This window comes from Variovorax boronicumulans, assembly GCF_009811375.1.
Lineage (GTDB): Bacteria > Pseudomonadota > Gammaproteobacteria > Burkholderiales > Burkholderiaceae_C > Variovorax > Variovorax boronicumulans.
This window is the reverse complement of record NZ_BKDH01000001.1, coordinates 3,228,030-3,244,675: the sequence shown is the minus strand read 5'-3', so window position 1 is coordinate 3,244,675 and position 16,646 is coordinate 3,228,030. Positions and strand designations below refer to the sequence as shown.

The following is a 16,646-nucleotide window of genomic DNA, read 5'->3' as shown; positions in this document are numbered from 1 at the left end:
CGGGGCGCGCGCACGGCGGGCACGCCGCGCGCGGAGAGCGGGAGAGAGAAAGAGCCTAGATCAGTGAGGTCGCGTTTTTCAGGACGTAGTCGCAGGCCTTTTCCTTGACCTTCGACGACAGCCCCTTGAGGTTGAGCGACTTGCCGTCGCCGCCCTTGAGCAGGCCCTTGGCGCCGCTCGCGAAGTCGTTTTCCTGTTTCTTCTGGCCGGTGATCTTGGCGAGCAGCTTGTCCTTGACGGAGGCGGCATCGCCGCCGAGGTAGTTGTTCTTGACGCAGTACTCGAGCACGCCGGCCGCGCTGCCGATGGTGCTGGAGCCGATGGCGGGCATCTTGAAGCCGCCGAGGCTGAGGTTGCTGAGCGCCGAACCACCACCGCTGCTGTTGCTGCCCTGCGAGTTGACCGCCGCGCCGGCCTGTTCTTTCAGCTGGTCGAGCAGGTTGTTGGCCTGCACCGAAGCGCCTGCGGCGAGCAGGGCGAGGGCGACGAATGTGGAGCGAACGTGCATGGTGGCCTCCTGGGACGGACATGGGGGGAGAAGCGCCCACCAGCATACCGGAGAGCCCGGAATGTCTCTATCGCGCGGGGCACAGCGCCGCAGGGGGCGCACGGCCCGCAAGAGCACGCAGTTCAGCCTCGGCGGAACAGCAGCACGGAGTTCGTGCCGCCGAAGGCGAAGGAGTTGCTGATGGCGGCCTCGAGCCCGGGGGCGGCGCTGTCGCCGGGGGCGACGAGGTTCATCCGGCAGTCGGGGTCGACCTCATGGCAGTTCGCGTTGGGCGGCAGCTCGCGCCGGTGCAGCGCCAGCACGGTGATCAGCGCCTCGATGGCCCCGGCCGCGCCCAGCATGTGGCCGTGCAGCGCCTTGGTCGAGCTGACGCGCAGGGCGTCGAAGTCGGCGCCCCAGACCTCGGCCAGCGCGTTGCGCTCGACCACGTCGCCGATGCGCGTGGCCGTGCCGTGGGCGTTGCAGTAGCCCACGTCGCGCGGCTGCAGGCCGGCCTGGCGCAGCGCGGCGCGCAGGGCGCGGGCCTGGCCCGGTGCGTCGGGCTTGGTGAGGTGGGTGGCGTCGCTGCTCAGCCCCCAGCCGGCCAGCGTGGCGTAGCGGCGGGCGCCGCGCGCGCGGGCGCGCTCGGCCGATTCGAGAATGAGGAAGGCCGAGCCTTCGCCCAGTGCGAAGCCGCTGCGGTCGGTGGCAAAGGGGCGCACCGCGCCGGCCGCTTCGCCGGGCTGGAAGCCGGCCAGCGTCTGCATGGCCTGCCAGGCCAGCACCACGCCCGGGACGATGAGTGCTTCGCTGCCGCCCGCGATGGCGATGTCGACCTCGCCGCGCTGCACCGCCTTGGCGGCCTCGGCGATGGCCACCGACGACGAGGCGCAGGCGACCGAGTACGTGAGCACCGGGCCCAGCACGCCGTTGCGCATCGCCACGTGGGCGGCCGGCGCGTTGGGCATGAAGGCGGGAATGGTGAGCGGCGAGACGCGCCCGTTGCCGCGGTAGGCGGCCTCGAGCGCGGCGGCGCCGCCCATGCCGCAACCGGCGTAGACGCCGACGCGCTCGGCATCGATGCCGGCATCGCTCATCGCCAGGCCCGCATCGCGCAGGGCGAGGTCGGCGGCGGCCACGGCCAGCTGGCTCACGCGGTCAACGCCCGCGAGCTGCAGCTTGGTGAACCAGCGCGTTTCGTCGAAGGCGACCGTGGCGGCGGCGGCGGGTTTGGGGAGTTCGGGAAAGACCGGTGCGATGGCCGAGCGGCCCTGCAAGAGCGCATCGAACAGCGCGTCGGGCGCGTCGCCATGCGGCGCCATGACGCCCAGCCCGGTGACGGCGACTTCGTGCGTGCTCACGCTGTCTTGGCGGCCCGGACCTTGTCGACCAGCTGCGCGAGCTCGGCCAGGGTGTCGATGCTCGCGTCGTCGTCGGGCATGGTGATGCCGAAATGGTCTTCGATGGCGAACAGGAATTCGGCCAGTGCCAGCGAATCGAGTCCGCCGGTTTCACGCATCGAGGCGTGGGGGTCGAGCTTGGACGGTTCGATGCCGTACTTCTCGTGGATCAGGTCCTGCAATTCCTTCAGCGAACTCATCTGCGATGCCTGTCGTCTTGTGCCGCCGTTGATCGATGGGCTGCCTGTCCCTTGCGGGTGGCGGGCCACGGGGTCGATCCCTTCCTCGTTCGGCCTGTGTTGATGATCAATGGTGATTGATGATATCCGCTTCGACCTTAGGGAAATCCTCGGGGCGGCCCCGGATCAACGGGGGCCGGGGCGCCAGCGCAACGAGGGCAGCGCAAAGGCCAGCCCGAGCAGCGCGCCGGCCACCGCGTCGAGCACCACATGCTGCTTGACGGCCAGCGTGGAATAGGCGATGGCGGCAAACCAGGCCCAGTTGATCGCCTGCAACAGCCACGGCGTGCGCGCCGCGCGCAGCACGTCGGCCAGGCGCACGGCGGTGAAGATGGCGACCGCCACGTGCATCGAGGGGCAGGCGTTGCCTGCCGCGTCCACGCCCTGCAGCATCGCGAAGCCGGGGTAGCCCGAGACGTCGATGTCCAGCGGCGGGATCTGCGTCGGCCAGAAGTAGAAGAGGCCCAGGCCGCTCAGGCACAGCGCGCCGATCCACAGCCCGTAGACCACCAGCTCGCGAAAGGTGAGCTGCAGCCCCGGCGCAACGCCCACGTACACCCACAGCGACAGGTAGGCGCCGAGCGTGTAGGGCTGAAACGGAATCAGGTGGTCCAGCGCCGTCAGCGGCATCACCGTGACCGGAAAGGCCGGGTTGCGCAGCAGGTGGAAGTAGCCGATGAAGAACAGCCAGGTGAAGGCCGTGGTGCCGACCGCCTTCAGCAGGAAATGGCGGCGGATGCGCAGCCAGATGTCGGCGGTCCACGTTGCAGGCCTGGCCTCGGCCGCGATGTGCAGGGGGATCGGTGAGTGCATGGTGTCGGTGTCGGTCGCCGATCTTGCCAGAGCACCATGGCGTGCCCCGCCCATGCCCTGCGGCATCAAAGGGTGGCCGGTCGCTTGCGGTGCTGGAACGAGGTGGGCGAGCGCCCCGTGGCTGCCTTGAACATGGCGCAGAAGGCGCTGTCGGTGGCGTAGCCGCTGGCCGACGCCACCTGGCTCACGGCCATGCCACGCGCCAGCAGCGGCAGCGCGTGCGCCATCACGGCCTGCTGGCGCCATTGCTGCCAGCTCATGCCGAGCTGGTCGCGAAACAGCCGCGCCACCGTGCGCTCGCTGGCGCCGATGGCGGCGGCGCGTTCGGCCAGCGTGGCGCGGTCGGCCGGGTTGCGCAGCAGCGTCTCGCACAGCTGGCGCAGGCGCTTGTCGGAGGGCAGCGGCACGTCGATGCGGATCTGCGTGGCGCGCTCGACCTCGTCGACCAGCAGCGGCGCGATCATGCGTTCGCGCTGCGGCGCGTGCGGGTCGGCCGGCGGCAGGCCATCGGGCGTGGTGTCGAGCGCGAGCATCAGGGCGCGCAGCAGCGGGCTGATCTCGAGCACCTCGCACTTCTCCCAGGTGGGCGCGATCCAGGCGTGCAGGTAGACGGTGCGCAGCTCGGCGTCTTCGATCAGCGTGATGCTGTGCGGCATGTTGGCCGGCACCCACAGCGCGCGCGACGGCGGCACGATGTAGCTGCCGTCCTGCGTACTCAAACGGATCACGCCGCGCGTCGAGAACGTGAGTTGCGGCCACGGGTGCTCGTGCAGTTCGACCAGCGTGTCGGCGCTCAGGAAATGTTCCTTGGCGCGCAGCGGGCGCACCGCGTCGGGGGCGTACAGGTGCGGCGTGAGCGGGCCCACGCTGTTGGTCGGCGCGGTGGGCGTGCCGCGCGCCTTGGCGGGAGTGGCTGGCTCGGGAGCGGGCGGAGCGTGAGGGGGAACGGCGCTTGGCATGGTTTCGACAAATGTTGTCGCTGTATCGCCATTCTGCCGCGTCGGTGCCGCATAGCATCGGTGCCCGCACCGGTTTTTTGTAGCAATCCATGTCATCCACTTCCTCGACAGCCGTTCCCGCCACCACTTTGCGCACCGACGCCCAACTGATCGGACTGGTCGGCCTGGCGCATGCGGTGAGCCATTTCAGCCAGCTCATCCTGGCGCCGCTGTTCCCGTGGCTGAAGGACGCGTTCCAGGTGAGCTATGTCGAGCTCGGCGCGGTGCTCACCGTGTTCTTCGTGGTCTCGTGCATCGTGCAGGCGGCCTCGGGCTTCATCGTCGACAAGCTGGGCCCGCGCCCGGTGCTGTTCGTCGGGCTGGGCGCGCTGGGGCTCGCGGCCTTCGGCTATGCCATGGCGCAGAGCTACTGGATGCTGCTGGCCTGCGCCGTGGTCGGCGGCATCGGCAACGGCGTGTTCCACCCGGTCGACTACACGCTGTTCAACCGCAAGGTCGCGCCCACGCGCCTGGGCCATGCCTACAGCGTGCACGGCATCACCGGCAGCCTGGGCTGGGCGTTGGCGCCGGCCTTCGTGGTGCCGATCGCCATCGCCTTCTCGTGGCGCGTGGCGCTGGCCTCCGCCGGCGTGGTGGCGATCGTGGTGCTGCTGATCCTGTGGATCTACCGCAGCGTGCTGGCGCTCGATGCTGCGGCCGTGCACAAGGCCACGGGGCAGGGCGAGCCCGCACCGGTGGGCGGCGAGTTCGACTTCCTGCGCATCCCGGCCGTGTGGATGTGCTTCGGCTTCTTCTTTTTCTACGCCGCCGTGATCAGCGTGGTGCAGACCTTCGCGCCCGTGGCGGCCGGCCATCTGCACGCCGTGCCTGTGGCGCTGGTGGCGGTGTGCCTCACGGTCTACATGGTGGCGAGCGCGGCCGGCATGGTGGTGGGCGGCTTCCTGGCCTCCGATCCGTCGCGCTGCGAGCGCATCGTGGGCGCGGGCTTCGGCGTGGCGGCGGCGCTGGCGCTGGTGCTGGCCTTTGCACAGTTTCCGCCGGTGATGGTGCCGGTGCTGTTCGGCGCGATGGGTTTCGTCTCGGGCATCGCCGGCCCGTCGCGCGACCTGCTGGTGAAGAAGTCGACGCCGCCCAATGCGACCGGGCGCGTCTACGGCGTGGTGTACGCGGGCCTGGACATCGGGCAGGCCGTGGCGCCGCTGGTGTTCGGTCGGCTGATGGACCACGGCCAGTACACGAGCGTGATCGTGGGACTGGCGCTGGTGCAGGGCGTGCTGATCGCCAGCGCCTTCAATGTGCGGCGCGTGCGGCGCACGGCGCTGGTGCCTGCGTCGGCGTAAGCCACTTGGGCGCGAGGGGCGGCCCCCTATCATCGGCCGCATGCAAGCCTTGTATGTCTATGTGATCGTCGGCGCTGTGCTGGCGGGGTTCGTGCAGGGCCTGTCGGGCTTTGCTTTCGGCATGGTCGCGATGTCTGTGTGGGCCTGGACGCTGGAGCCGCAACTGGCCGCCGTGCTCGCCTTGTTCGGGGCGCTGACGGGGCAGGTGATCGCGGCGCTCACGGTGCGGCGGACTTTTGACAAGCGCATCCTCTGGCCCTTCGTGCTTGGCGGGCTGGTCGGCGTGCCCTTCGGTGTCTGGCTGCTGCCGCACCTGGACATCGTGCTGTTCAAGGTGTGCCTGGGCACGCTGCTGGTGCTGTGGTGCCCGGCGATGCTGATGTCGCAGCACTTGCCGAAGATCACTTTTGGCGGTCGCGCGGCGGACGGCGTTGCGGGTGCCATCGGCGGTGTGATGGCGGGCATCGGCGGCTTCTCGGGTGTCGTGCCTACGTTGTGGTGCACGCTGCGGGGTTTCCAGCGTGACACGCAACGTGCTGTGATCCAGAACTTCAATCTCTCGATGCTGGCTGTGGCCTTTGCGGTGCATGTGGCGAGCGGGAGCATCGGGCGGTCGGTTTTGCCGTTGCTGGTGTTGGTCGCGGCGGCTGTTGCTGTGCCGGTGTTGCTGGGGGCGCGGCTTTACATCGGGATCAGTGAAGCGGCGTTTCGCAAGATCGTGTTGAGCTTGTTGACGTTGTCTGGGGTTGCTATGTTGGCTTCGGCTTTGCCTGCCTTGCTGGCTCGTTGAACTTGGCGCGTGGGTTTGCTTTCCGGGGCCGGGAGTTCCGCCCGGCGGCGGACTCACTTTCTTTTGCTTCGCCAAAAGAAAGTAAGCAAAGAAAAGGCGACCCCACTGTCTGCGACCCTTCGCTTCGCTGCGGGCAACCTGCGGTGCTCGCGTTTCGCGGGGTCTCGCAGAACTCGCTTCGCTCAAACAGCTGCGAGCCCTGATCCGCGAAACGCTGCGCTCCTCGGCGCAGCCAGAGGGGCTTTGACACCGGGCGGGCCGTCGCTTCGCTCGGCCCGGGAATTTCCAACAGCCGAATCCCGTGCTTGTATCCGCGCTTGCGCTCGCAACCACACGCGCTGCGCACGCACCGCCACCAATCCCAGCCGCAGCAGGCGCGAAGCGCCTGCTGCGGCCCACTGGCCGAGCGAAGCGATGGCCCGCTGGTATCCCAACCCCTTCTGTATGCGCCGAGGAGCGCAGCGTTTCGCGGATCAGGGCTCGCCCTTGTTTGAGCGAAGCGAGTTTGGGCGAGACCCCGCGAAACGCGAGCACCGCAGGTTGCCCGAAGCGAAGCGTAGGGACGCAGACAGCAGGGTCGCCTTTCTTTTGCCTACGTTTCTTTGGCGAAGCAAAGAAAAGTAGGTCGCCCGCCGGGGCGAGACCCGGCCCCGGGAAGCAAACCCAAAAGACCACCAACTACCGAGGCAGAGCCAGCGCAAATGGCAAGCTAACCACCCCCAAGATCGTAGACAGCGTGACCAGCCCCGCCACGTAAGGCCCGTTGTATCCCATCCGCGCCGCCAGCACATAAGCACTCGAAGCGGTCGGCACAGCAGAAAAAGCCATCAACACCGAAGCCTGCGTAGCGTCCAGCTTCAGTGCAAGCGACAACCCCCAAGCCACGAGCGGCAAGAAGAAATGCCGTATCGCCAGCACAGACACCGCCAACACCTTCCCCCGCCCCAACGTCGCGAACTGCATCCCCGCCCCCGCCGCCAGCAGCCCCAACGCCAGCGACGCAGCCCCGATCCGCGTGAGCGTCGGCGTCAACCAGCCAGGCACCGTGAGCCCCAGCACATTGGCCAGCAGCCCCGCCAGCGTCGCCACGATCAGCGGATTGCGCACCAGCTGCCGCACGAAGCCCGTCTGCGCATGCCGCGTCATCGGCCACACGGCGGCGATGTTGAACATCGGCACGCACACGCCGATCAGCACCGCGATCAGCAGCAGGCCCTCGGGCCCGGCTAGCCGCTCGGCCAGCGCCAGGCAGATGAACGAGTTGAAGCGGAACGCGATCTGCGCGCTGGCGGCGTGGTCGTGCCGGTCGATGTGCGAGCGCAGGCCCGGCACGAAGGGCAGGGCGTAGGCCATCGCGATACCGGCCAGCCCGACGCCGACGCCCGCGGTCAGCAGGCTCGAGGTCGCACCGAAGTCGAGCGGGCTGCGCACGATCGAATGGAACAGCAGGACGGGAAATAGAAAGTAATACACCAGGCTCTCGACCTGGTCCCACACGCGGCGGTCGAGCGCGGTGTAGCGGCACAGGAGCCAGCCGATGGCGATGAGGGAGAAATCGGGGAAGAGCAGCTGCGCGTAGTTCACCGCTTCGAGCATAAACCGGCACAACCGTGGGTATTCCACAGCATGACGGAAAGCCCCGACCCGCTAGCATCCGGGCTTCGCTTTTTTCCGGCCGCCCCGGCCGGTTCCGTCAAGTCAAGGAGTTATCGATGCAACGTCGTCAATGGAGCGCGTTCGTGGGCGCTGCCGCGCTGGTCACAGTGGCAGGCCAGAGTTTCGCGCAGGGCTATCCCACCAAGCCGGTCGAACTGAGCGTGCCGTTCGCACCCGGCGGCACGACGGACATCGTGGCGCGCGTGATCGCCGACCCGCTGGGCAAGGTGCTGGGCCAGCCGGTGGTGGTGATCAACCGCGCCGGTGGCGGCGGCATCGTGGGCGCGGCCGAAACGGCACGCGCACCGGCCGACGGCTACAAGCTGGGCGTGGCCACGGTGTCGAGCACGGCGGCCAACCCGGCCATCAACCCGAAGACGCCGTACGACCCGATCACCGACTTCACGCCGATCATCAACATCGCGGCCACGCCGAACGTGATCGCGGTGAACCCGAGCTTCCCGGCCAAGAACTACGCCGAGTTCGTGGCCGAGCTGAAGAAGAACCCGGGCAAGTATTCGTACGCCTCGTCGGGCACGGGCGGCATCGGCCACCTGCTGATGGAGCTGTACAAGAGCCTGACGACCACCTTCGTCACGCACATCCCGTACCGCGGCGCGGGCCCGGCGTTGAACGACGTGGTGGCCGGCCAGGTGCCGATCATCTTCGACAACCTGCCCTCGGCGATGCCCTTCATCCAGAGCGGCCGCCTGGTGCCGATCGTGGTGTCGGCGCCGACACGCGTGGCGGGCTTGCCGAACGTGCCGACCTTCAAGGAAGTCGGCCTGGAGCCGGTCAACCGCATGGCCTACTACGGCATCCTTGGCCCCAAGGGCCTGCCGAAGGAAGTGGTCGACAAGATCAACGCCGGCGTGAAGAAGGCGGTGGAAGATCCGGCCGTGAAGAAGCGCATCGAAGACACCGGCTCGCTGATCGTGGCGAACACGCCCGACCAGTTCGCCGCGCAGATCAAGGCCGAGTTCGACGTGTACAAGCAGGTCGTGAAGAAGCAGAACCTCAAGCTCGACTGACCGGCTTCGCTTCCCACAAAGGCCGCCCGCGTTCCGGGCGGCTTTTTCTTTTGTTATCTTGCACCGCATGACCGAGGCCGCCGCCGCTCCCCCCACCGCCGACATCGACACCTTCATCGACGCCCTCTGGCTCGAGGACGGGCTGTCGAAGAACACGCTGGCCGCCTACCGCCGCGACCTCGCGCTGTTCGCGCAGTGGCTGCGTGAGCAGCGCGGAGGCATGGGGCTGGACGCCGCGCGCGAGACCGACCTGCAGGCCTACATGGGCGTGCGCCTGTCCACCAAGGGCAAGGCGACCTCGGCGAACCGCCGGCTCACGGTGTTCAAGCGCTACTACCGCTGGGCGCTGCGCGAGCGGCGCATCACGGCCGACCCGAGCATCCGCCTCATGCCCGCGCGACAGATGCCGCGCGCGATCAAGACGCTGTCCGAGAAGCAGGTCGACGACCTGCTGGCCGCGCCCGATGTCGAGAGCCCGCTCGGCCTGCGTGACCGCGCCATGCTGGAGCTGATGTACGCGAGCGGCCTGCGCGTGAGCGAGCTGGTGGCGTTGAAGGCGATCGACATGAGCCTCAACGACGGCGTGCTGCGCGTGCTCGGCAAGGGCAACAAGGAGCGCCTCGTGCCCTTCGGCGGCGAGGCGCGGCGCTGGATCGAGCGCTACCTCGACGAATCGCGCCCCGTGATCCTCGACGGCCAGCAGACGCCCGACCTGTTCGTGACCGCACGCGGCGCGGGCATGACGCGCGTGATGTTCTGGGTCATCGTGAAGAAGCAGGCTGCGGCTGCCGGCATCCACGTGCCGCTGTCGCCGCACACGCTGCGCCATGCCTTCGCGACCCACCTGCTGAACCACGGCGTCGACCTGCGTGCGGTGCAGCTGCTGCTGGGCCACGCCGACATCTCGACCACCACCATCTACACGCACGTGGCGCGCGAGCGCCTGAAGCAGCTGCACGCGGCGCACCATCCGCGCGGCTGACGCAGCCTTCGTTCTCAGCTCTTGCGCTTGCGCGCTTCGATGGCGGGCACCAGTGTGTCGTAGAAGGCGCTCACCATGCGCATCTCGCGCCGCTCGGCCAGGCACAGCACGTGGGCGTAGGTAAAAATTTCGGTGTCGCTGAAGCCGACCATGTGCAGGTTGGGCCCCGGCACGAACTCCACGCCCGACACGGCCGCGATGCCCAGGCCTTGCGCCACGGCTTCGCGGATCACTTCGCGGCTGCTGATCTCCATCACCACGTCGACCTCGACCTTGGCTTTCGCGAGCGCCAGTTCGAGCGCCTTGCGCGTGGTCGATCCTTGCTCGCGCAGGATGAGCCGCTCGCCCTGCAGCTCGGCGAGCCGGATGTTGCGCCGCTTCGCGAAGCGGTGTGTGGAGGGCACGAACATCACGACCGGGTGCTGGCTGAAGGGTACCGACAGAAACCGGTCGTCGCGCACCAGCTGCGCGAGCACGCCGACGTCGGCGCTGTAGTCGAGCAGGCGGTCGAGCACGTCCTGTGAATTGCCGGTGCTTACCGTGACCTTCACGTCGGGGTAGCGCAGGCTGAAGTCGACCAGCATCTTGGTCACGTGGTACGGGCCCACGGCCGCCACGCGCAGGTGGCCGGTGCGCAGCTTGCCGGCGTCGCCGAGCAGCGCCACCGCATCGCCTTCGAGGCTGAAGATCTGCTGCGCGAGCTGCATCAGCTGTTCGCCGATCTCGGTGAGCTGCACGCGCCGGCCGCGCCGGTGAAAGAGCTCGACCTGGTAGGCCTCTTCGAGAAAGCGCACCTGCGTGGTGATGGTGGGCTGGCTCACGTGCAGGTGCTCGGCGGCCCGCGTGAAGCTGCCTTCGCGGGCCACGGCATAGAAGGAACGCAGCTGGGTGAGGCGCATCGCGGGAGCCTTTCTGATCTATAGGTTCAGTATATAGATCATCGAAAAAATTTGAATTTGATCGATATGAGTACCAGTGATGTACTCGCGCTCAAGACGGACCAGGCCTCGACAGAAACACGCCGGACGTCCCGAATCCTCACGCTGTCATGACCATGACACGCGCAACTGGAAGACTCGAGACGGGTACTTTTGCCCTTCGAAACGACCTGAGGATTCCATGCAACGCAGACCACTGGAGACAACCATGATGAAGCGTAGAAAGCTGCTGCTCGGCACTGCCGCCGTGACAGCGTCCGCCTTCGTGCCGATGGCACGGGCACAGCAGGTTCTCACTGTCGGGCTGATTCCTTCCGAGGACTCGCGCGCCATGATTGCCAACAGCCAGGCCATGATGGACATGCTGTCCAAGGCCCTCGGTTTCGCGGTCAAGCCCTTCGTGGCGGCCGACTACAACGGCGTGATCGAAGCGCTGCGTTCCAAGCGGCTCGACGTGGCCTACCTCGGCCCGTTCTCGTATGTGCTGGGCACCACGGTGGCCGACATCGAGGCCTTCGCGGTGGCCGAGACCAAGAAGGCCGGGCGCACCTCGTACCACAGCCAGATCGTGACCCACAAGGACACCGGCATCAAGACGGTGGCCGACCTCAAGGGCAAGACCTTCGCCTTCGTCGACCCGAGCTCCACCTCGGGCCATCTGTTCCCGAAGGCCGGCCTGCTGAAGGCGGGCTTCAACCCCGACAAGGATTTCGGCCGCGTGATCTTCTCGGGCTCGCACGACTCGAGCGCGATCGCGGTGCAGAACAAGAAGGTCGATGCCGCGGCCATCGCCGACCGCATCCTCGATGCCGCCGTGTCCAAGGGCCTGGTCAAGCGCGAAGACCTGGTCGAAGTCTGGAAGTCCGACCCGATCCCCGAGTCGCCCACCGTGTGGCGCAAGGACCTGCCCGCCGACCTGAAGACGCGCGTGCAGGCCGCCTTCCTGCAGGTGAAGGACATCCCCTGGTCCGACCAGGGCCTGCTCAACGGTTTCCATCCGACCAACGACGCGGCCTACAACATCATCCGCGACACGGCCAAGGTGCTGAACCTCGACCTGAGGAAGATGAAATGATCGAGATCCGCGGGCTGTGCAAGCGCTACGGCGACTTCACCGCGCTCCATCGTGTGGACCTCACGGTGGCCAAGGGCGAGTTCGTCGTCATCCTCGGCGCGTCGGGTGCGGGCAAGTCGACGCTGCTGCGTTGCATCAACCACCTGGCCGAGCCGAGCGAAGGCGAGATCCACGTGGACGGCGAGCGCTCGCGTGGCGACCGCGCCGGGCTGCGCAAGGTGCGCCGCGACGTGGCGATGATCTTCCAGCACTACAACGTGGTGCCGCGCCTGTCGGTGCTCAAGAACGTGCTGACAGGGCGGCTGGGTTCCATGCCCGCGATGCTGTCGTGGTTCCAGGTGTTCCCCTCGAAGGACATCGCCATCGCCCGCGAATGCCTGCGCCGCGTCGAGCTCGACCCCAAGGCCGACCTGCGCACCGACACGCTCTCGGGCGGGCAGAAGCAGCGCGTGGGCATTGCGCGCGCGCTGGCGCAAAAGCCCAAGGTGATCCTGGCCGACGAGCCCGTGGCCAGCCTCGACCCGAAGACCTCGCGCAAGGTGCTCAACTACCTGAAGCAGGCCAGCCGGCAGGACGGCATCACGGTGATCTGCAATCTGCACCAGGTCGACTACGCCCGCGAGTTCGCGCAGCGCGTGATCGGCGTGGCGGCCGGACGCATCGTGTTCGAAGGTCGGCCCGACGAACTGACCGACGAGGTGCTGCACCTCATCTATCCGGGCGGCGTGGAAGAGGGCACCGAGGCCGCCGCTGTAGGCGCAGAGCCCGACACCGCAACGCCGAGCGTGCCCGCCGCGGCCCTTCATGCGGCGCCGGTGCGCACCGCCCCGCAACTCGCCATGGAGCAATCATGATCGCCCTCGGACGCTACAACCTGCTGATCGCCAAGAGCGCCGGCAACCCCGGCTGGTGGAAGTACGCCGTGGCCGTGCTCGCCGGCATCGGCGTGCTCTGGTGGGCGGCCATCGGCAGCCAGGTGAGCTTCAGCGAACTCGGCAAGGGCATGCCCTGGATCGCCGACTTCCTCGGGCGCATGCTGCCGCCCAACTGGGAGTTCATGGGCAAGCTCGTGAAGCCGGCCATCGAGACCGTGCAGATCGCGCTGTGGGGCACGCTGCTGGCGGTGATCCTCGCGGTACCGCTGTGCTTCTTTGCGGCGCGCAACATCTCGCCGAACGTCGCCGTGTTCCACGCGATGCGGCAGGTGCTGAACATCACGCGCGGCATCAACGAGATCATCCTGGCGCTGATCTTCGTGGCGGCCGTCGGCCTCGGTCCGTTCCCCGGCGTGCTGGCGCTGGCGCTGCATGGCGCTGGCATGCTCGGCAAGTTCTTCGCCGAGTCGATCGAGGAGATCGACCAGGGCCCGATCGAAGCGCTGCGCGCCACCGGCGCGGGACCGATCCAGACCATCATCTTCGGCGTGATTCCGCAGGTGGTCACCGCGTGGATCGGCGTGATCGTCTACCGCTTCGAGACCAACCTGCGCCAGGCCACCGTGCTGGGCATGGTGGGCGCGGGCGGCATCGGCTTCGAGCTCGTGGGCAGCATGAAGCTGTTCCAGTACCAGGACACGGCCACCTGCATCCTGGTGATCGTCGTGATGGTCATGACGGCCGACTACCTCTCGACCCGGCTGCGCGGCTGGATCCAGCAGGGTGCGCGCTGATGAATCGATCGCTCCTCGCGTCTGTCCCCGCGGCTTTGGCCGCCTCCTGAAGAAACCCCTCCATGAGCGCCAACTACCACAACCCCGTGCACAGCGTGTACGGGGCAGGGGCCCTGCTGTCCCTGCCGAAGCTGCTCGAAGGCCGGCGCGCCGCGCTGGTGACCTTTCCCGAGGCGCGCGCGCTGGGCCTGCTCGACCGGCTGGCGTCGGTGCTCGGCGACGCACTGGCCTGCACGCTCGACCAGACGCGGCCCAACCCTGACGTGGCGGAACTGGCCGAGACCTACGAATGGTTCTGGCGCACGCATGCCGACGTGGAGGTGATCGTTGCGGTCGGCGGCGGCAGCGCCATCGACACCGCGAAGGCGCTGATGGTGGCCGACGACCACGGGCGCTTCGCGGACCTGGTGGCGGGCCTCGCGGGCGAGCGGCCCTTCGTGGCAACGCGCCACAAGACGCTCATCGCCGTGCCCACCACGGCCGGCACGGGCAGCGAGGTCACGCCCTGGGCCACCATCTGGGACCGCGAGCGCCAGAAGAAATATTCGCTGCACCTGCCGCAGACCTGGCCGACCTATGCCGTCATCGACCCCGAGCTGATGCTGTCGCTGCCCGCGGCGGTCACGCTGCAGAGCGGGCTCGATGCGCTGTCGCACGCGCTCGAAGCGATCTGGAACGTCAACGCCAATCCGCTGTCCGACACCTTCGCCGTGGCGGCCGTGCAGGACACGCTGGAGGTGCTGCCGCAGCTCATGGCCCGGCTCGACGACGTCGAACTGCGCGGGCGCATGGCACTCGCCGCGCTGAAGGCGGGCATGGCGTTCTCCAACACCAAGACCGCGCTCGCGCATTCCATCTCGTACGAGATGACGCTGCGCTATGGCCTGCCGCACGGCATCGCCTGTTCGTTCCCGCTGCCGATGGTGCTGGCGCGCGCGATCGGTCGCCGGCCCGACCGCGACGCGGTGCTGGCGCAGGCGCTGCGCATGCCGCTGGCCGACGCGCCGGCGCAGCTCGCGGCCTTCATTGAATCGCTGGGCGTGAAGACGCGCTTCGCCGACTACGGCGTGGGCGAGGACGAGGCGCGCGAGATGCTGCGCCATGCGCAGGGCGGGGCGCGCGGGCGCAACTTCATCGGCAACGACGTGCAGGTGCAAGAAGCCTGAGCTGCGCGGGGGCTGCACGGGCCCGGGATGTTTCAAAATGGACGCTCCCCTTCAAGAGAGATCCAGAGACATCCATGAACCTTCGCAGACTCTGTACCGGCCTCGCACTGGCCACGACCGCCGGCCTCGCCATCGCCCAGGGCTTTCCCACCGCCAAGCCCATCCGCCTGATCGTCGGCTACCCGCCCGGCGGCGGCATCGACTTCGCGGCGCGCACGGTGCAGGTGCCGCTGCAGGAAGCACTCAAGCAGCAGCTGGTGGTCGACTACAAGCCGGGCGCCAGCGGCATGATCGCGGCCACCGAACTCACGCGCCAGCCGGCCGACGGCTACACGCTGCTGCTGGCCAACACCGGCCCCTTCGCCATCGCGCCGTACCTGCAGAGCAAGCCGCCGTACGACCCCATCAAGCAGTTCACCTACATCGGCCAGATCAGCCAGGGCAGCTACATCGCGGTGACGCGGCCCGACCATCCGGCGAAGAACCTGAAGGAGTTCGTGGCGTGGGCCAAGGGCCAGCCTGGCAAGGTCAACTTCGCCTCGGGTGGCAACGGCACTTCGACGCACCTGAACGGCGAGCTCATGAACCAGGTGACGGGCCTGGACATGACGCACGTGCCGTACAAGGGCAGCGCGCCTGCGGTGCAGGACCTGCTCGGCGGGCAGACGCAGATCCTCATCGACGCGGGCAGCGTGCTGCTGCCGCAGGTGAAGGGCGGCAAGCTCAAGGCGCTGGCCGTGACGGGGCCGGTGCGCGATCCGCAACTGCCCGACGTGCCGACCGTGAAGGAGCTGGGCCTTGCAGGCATGGAAGCAGTCGGCTTCCAGGGGCTGGTGGGCCCCGCCAACATGCCCAAGGAGGTGGTCGATCGCCTGTCGGGTGAACTTGCCAAGGCCCTGGCGACGCCCGAGATCAAGGCCAAGTTCGCGACGGCCGGCGCCGAGGTGCATCCGCTCGGCCCGGCGGCCTTTGCGGCTTTCGTCAAGGCGGACAATGAGAAGTGGTCCAAGCTGATCCGCGAGCGCAAGCTGCAGCTGGACTGACCGATCTTTCTTCTTCTCCTCGACGCATGCCTTTCATCGACACCATGAACTTCCTCGCCGCCTCCAAGCCTTCGCGCCGGACCACGACCCGGCTGCTCGCCGCCGCGGCGCTGTGCGCGGCCAGCGGCGCGCATGCGCAGGCCGTGCCGCGCACGGTGCGGCTCATCGTGGCCTACCCGGCGGGCGGTGTGAGCGACGTGGTCGCCCGCGCGCTCGGCGACCGGCTCGCCGTGCAGCTGGGCACCACGGTGATCGTCGACAACCGCGCGGGCGCGAGCGGCGCCATCGGCATGGACGCCGTGGCCAAGGCCGCGCCCGACGGCGCGACGCTGGGCTTCTCGGCCATCAGCCCGCTGGTGCTGAGCCCGCACCTGGGCAAGCTGCCGTTCGACCCGCTGAAGGACATCGTGCCGGTGGCCAGCGTGATGTATTCGCCCGTGCTGCTGGTGGCCACGCCCGCCAGCAAGGCGAAAGATTTCCGTGCGCTGATTGCGGAGGCCAAGGCGCAGCCCGGCGCGGTGCGCTGGGCGACATCGGGGCCGGCCTCGCTCGGCCACATCGTGCTCGAGCAGGTGCGCGCGGCGGCCGGCGTGGACATCACGCACGTGCCGTACAAGGGCGGCGGCCAGCAGCTCAACGATGCGCTGAGCGGGCAGTTCGAAATCCTGTCGACCAACGCCAGCCCGACGCTGTCGGCCCACATCCAGTCGGGCAAGCTGCGCCCGCTGGCGGCGGGCGCGCCCGCGCGGCTCGAGAGCCTGCCGCAGGTGCCCACGCTGGCCGAGCTGGGCTACAGCGCGGCCAACATCCATTCGCTGTTCGGCGTGTTCGCGCCCGCGGGCACCCCGGCGGCGCTGGTCGCGAAGTACAACGCCGAGATCAACAAGGCGCTCGCCAGCCCCGAGCTGCGCGCCAAGCTCACGGCCACCGACAACGTGCCCGCCCCGGGCACGCCGGCCGCCTTCGCCAAGGAAATCGCCAGCGAGTTCGAGAGCAACGGCCGCATCGTGAAGGCCGCGGGCATCAAGGCCGATTGACCCCGGCGCTTGCAGGGCCGG

Annotated in this window: 17 protein-coding genes; 10 read left to right on the top strand and 7 right to left on the bottom strand. The window is 68.2% G+C overall.

The window, feature by feature from the left end; all coding sequences use genetic code 11:
• Positions 1 to 55: 55 nt before the first annotated feature.
• The 5 genes from VHAB30_RS14895 to VHAB30_RS14875 form a co-directional block, all read right to left on the bottom strand.
• Positions 56 to 508 (bottom strand): DUF2501 domain-containing protein, encoded by a 453-nt coding sequence (locus tag VHAB30_RS14895; RefSeq protein WP_159277523.1) that lies wholly within the window; start codon positions 506 to 508, stop codon positions 56 to 58.
• A 122-nt stretch (positions 509 to 630) separates the two neighbouring features.
• Positions 631 to 1,848: a beta-ketoacyl-[acyl-carrier-protein] synthase family protein gene (locus VHAB30_RS14890; RefSeq protein ID WP_159277522.1), complete on the bottom strand. Its 1,218-nt coding sequence runs from the start codon at positions 1,846 to 1,848 to the stop codon at positions 631 to 633.
• On the bottom strand, positions 1,845 to 2,087 hold the full coding sequence (locus VHAB30_RS14885; RefSeq protein ID WP_062472943.1) for an acyl carrier protein: 243 nt from the start codon (positions 2,085 to 2,087) through the stop codon (positions 1,845 to 1,847). Before VHAB30_RS14885 ends, VHAB30_RS14890 begins: the two co-directional genes overlap by 4 nt.
• Positions 2,088 to 2,252: 165 nt before the next feature.
• Positions 2,253 to 2,939 (bottom strand): phosphatase PAP2 family protein, encoded by a 687-nt coding sequence (locus VHAB30_RS14880; RefSeq protein ID WP_159277521.1) that lies wholly within the window; start codon positions 2,937 to 2,939, stop codon positions 2,253 to 2,255.
• A gap of 65 nt (positions 2,940 to 3,004) precedes the next feature.
• Positions 3,005 to 3,898: an AraC family transcriptional regulator gene (locus VHAB30_RS14875; protein WP_235926665.1), complete on the bottom strand. Its 894-nt coding sequence runs from the start codon at positions 3,896 to 3,898 to the stop codon at positions 3,005 to 3,007.
• An 89-nt stretch (positions 3,899 to 3,987) separates the two neighbouring features.
• On the opposite strand from VHAB30_RS14875, the gene VHAB30_RS14870 reads away from it, so the two are divergent.
• Both VHAB30_RS14870 and VHAB30_RS14865 read left to right on the top strand, forming a co-directional pair.
• On the top strand, positions 3,988 to 5,238 hold the full coding sequence (locus tag VHAB30_RS14870; protein ID WP_159277520.1) for an MFS transporter: 1,251 nt from the start codon (positions 3,988 to 3,990) through the stop codon (positions 5,236 to 5,238).
• Positions 5,239 to 5,278: 40 nt separating this feature from the next.
• On the top strand, positions 5,279 to 6,028 hold the full coding sequence (locus VHAB30_RS14865) for a sulfite exporter TauE/SafE family protein (protein WP_062472938.1): 750 nt from the start codon (positions 5,279 to 5,281) through the stop codon (positions 6,026 to 6,028).
• A gap of 678 nt (positions 6,029 to 6,706) precedes the next feature.
• On the opposite strand, the gene VHAB30_RS14860 is transcribed toward VHAB30_RS14865, so the two are convergent.
• A complete protein-coding gene (locus VHAB30_RS14860; RefSeq protein WP_070059542.1) occupies positions 6,707 to 7,624 on the bottom strand; it encodes an AEC family transporter in 918 nt (305 codons plus the stop codon).
• Positions 7,625 to 7,740: 116 nt separating this feature from the next.
• Between VHAB30_RS14860 and VHAB30_RS14855 the strand changes: the two genes are divergently transcribed.
• Entirely contained in the window at positions 7,741 to 8,715 is a 975-nt protein-coding gene (locus tag VHAB30_RS14855; protein ID WP_070059541.1) for a tripartite tricarboxylate transporter substrate binding protein BugE, read from the top strand.
• A 67-nt stretch (positions 8,716 to 8,782) separates the two neighbouring features.
• Positions 8,783 to 9,697 carry a site-specific tyrosine recombinase XerD gene (gene xerD, locus VHAB30_RS14850; protein WP_070059540.1) on the top strand — a complete coding sequence of 305 codons (915 nt, stop codon included), beginning with the start codon at positions 8,783 to 8,785 and terminating at the stop codon, positions 9,695 to 9,697.
• 14 nt (positions 9,698 to 9,711) lie between these two features.
• Here the strand turns inward: xerD and VHAB30_RS14845 are convergent, their stop codons facing one another.
• Positions 9,712 to 10,596, bottom strand: a complete 885-nt coding sequence (locus VHAB30_RS14845; protein ID WP_062482221.1) for a LysR substrate-binding domain-containing protein — start codon at positions 10,594 to 10,596, stop codon at positions 9,712 to 9,714.
• A 250-nt stretch (positions 10,597 to 10,846) separates the two neighbouring features.
• Between VHAB30_RS14845 and phnD the strand changes: the two genes are divergently transcribed.
• The 6 genes from phnD (at position 10,847) to VHAB30_RS14815 (ending at position 16,625) form a co-directional block, all read left to right on the top strand.
• A complete protein-coding gene (phnD, locus tag VHAB30_RS14840; protein ID WP_062482233.1) occupies positions 10,847 to 11,710 on the top strand; it encodes a phosphonate ABC transporter substrate-binding protein in 864 nt (287 codons plus the stop codon).
• Positions 11,707 to 12,564 carry a phosphonate ABC transporter ATP-binding protein gene (gene phnC, locus VHAB30_RS14835; protein WP_159277519.1) on the top strand — a complete coding sequence of 286 codons (858 nt, stop codon included), beginning with the start codon at positions 11,707 to 11,709 and terminating at the stop codon, positions 12,562 to 12,564. The genes phnD and phnC overlap by 4 nt, the downstream gene beginning before the upstream one ends.
• Entirely contained in the window at positions 12,561 to 13,379 is an 819-nt protein-coding gene (gene phnE / locus VHAB30_RS14830) for a phosphonate ABC transporter, permease protein PhnE (RefSeq protein ID WP_139705634.1), read from the top strand. Before phnC ends, phnE begins: the two co-directional genes overlap by 4 nt.
• A gap of 62 nt (positions 13,380 to 13,441) precedes the next feature.
• Entirely contained in the window at positions 13,442 to 14,545 is a 1,104-nt protein-coding gene (gene psrA, locus VHAB30_RS14825; protein WP_095947286.1) for an iron-containing alcohol dehydrogenase PsrA, read from the top strand.
• Between the two features lie 74 nt (positions 14,546 to 14,619).
• The gene (locus tag VHAB30_RS14820) at positions 14,620 to 15,588 is read left to right on the top strand and encodes a Bug family tripartite tricarboxylate transporter substrate binding protein (RefSeq protein WP_062482231.1); all 969 of its coding nucleotides are present in this window, start codon (positions 14,620 to 14,622) and stop codon (positions 15,586 to 15,588) included.
• A gap of 44 nt (positions 15,589 to 15,632) precedes the next feature.
• Complete coding sequence (locus tag VHAB30_RS14815) at positions 15,633 to 16,625, top strand: Bug family tripartite tricarboxylate transporter substrate binding protein (RefSeq protein ID WP_159278358.1); 993 nt, start codon at positions 15,633 to 15,635, stop codon at positions 16,623 to 16,625.
• Positions 16,626 to 16,646 lie beyond the last annotated feature (21 nt).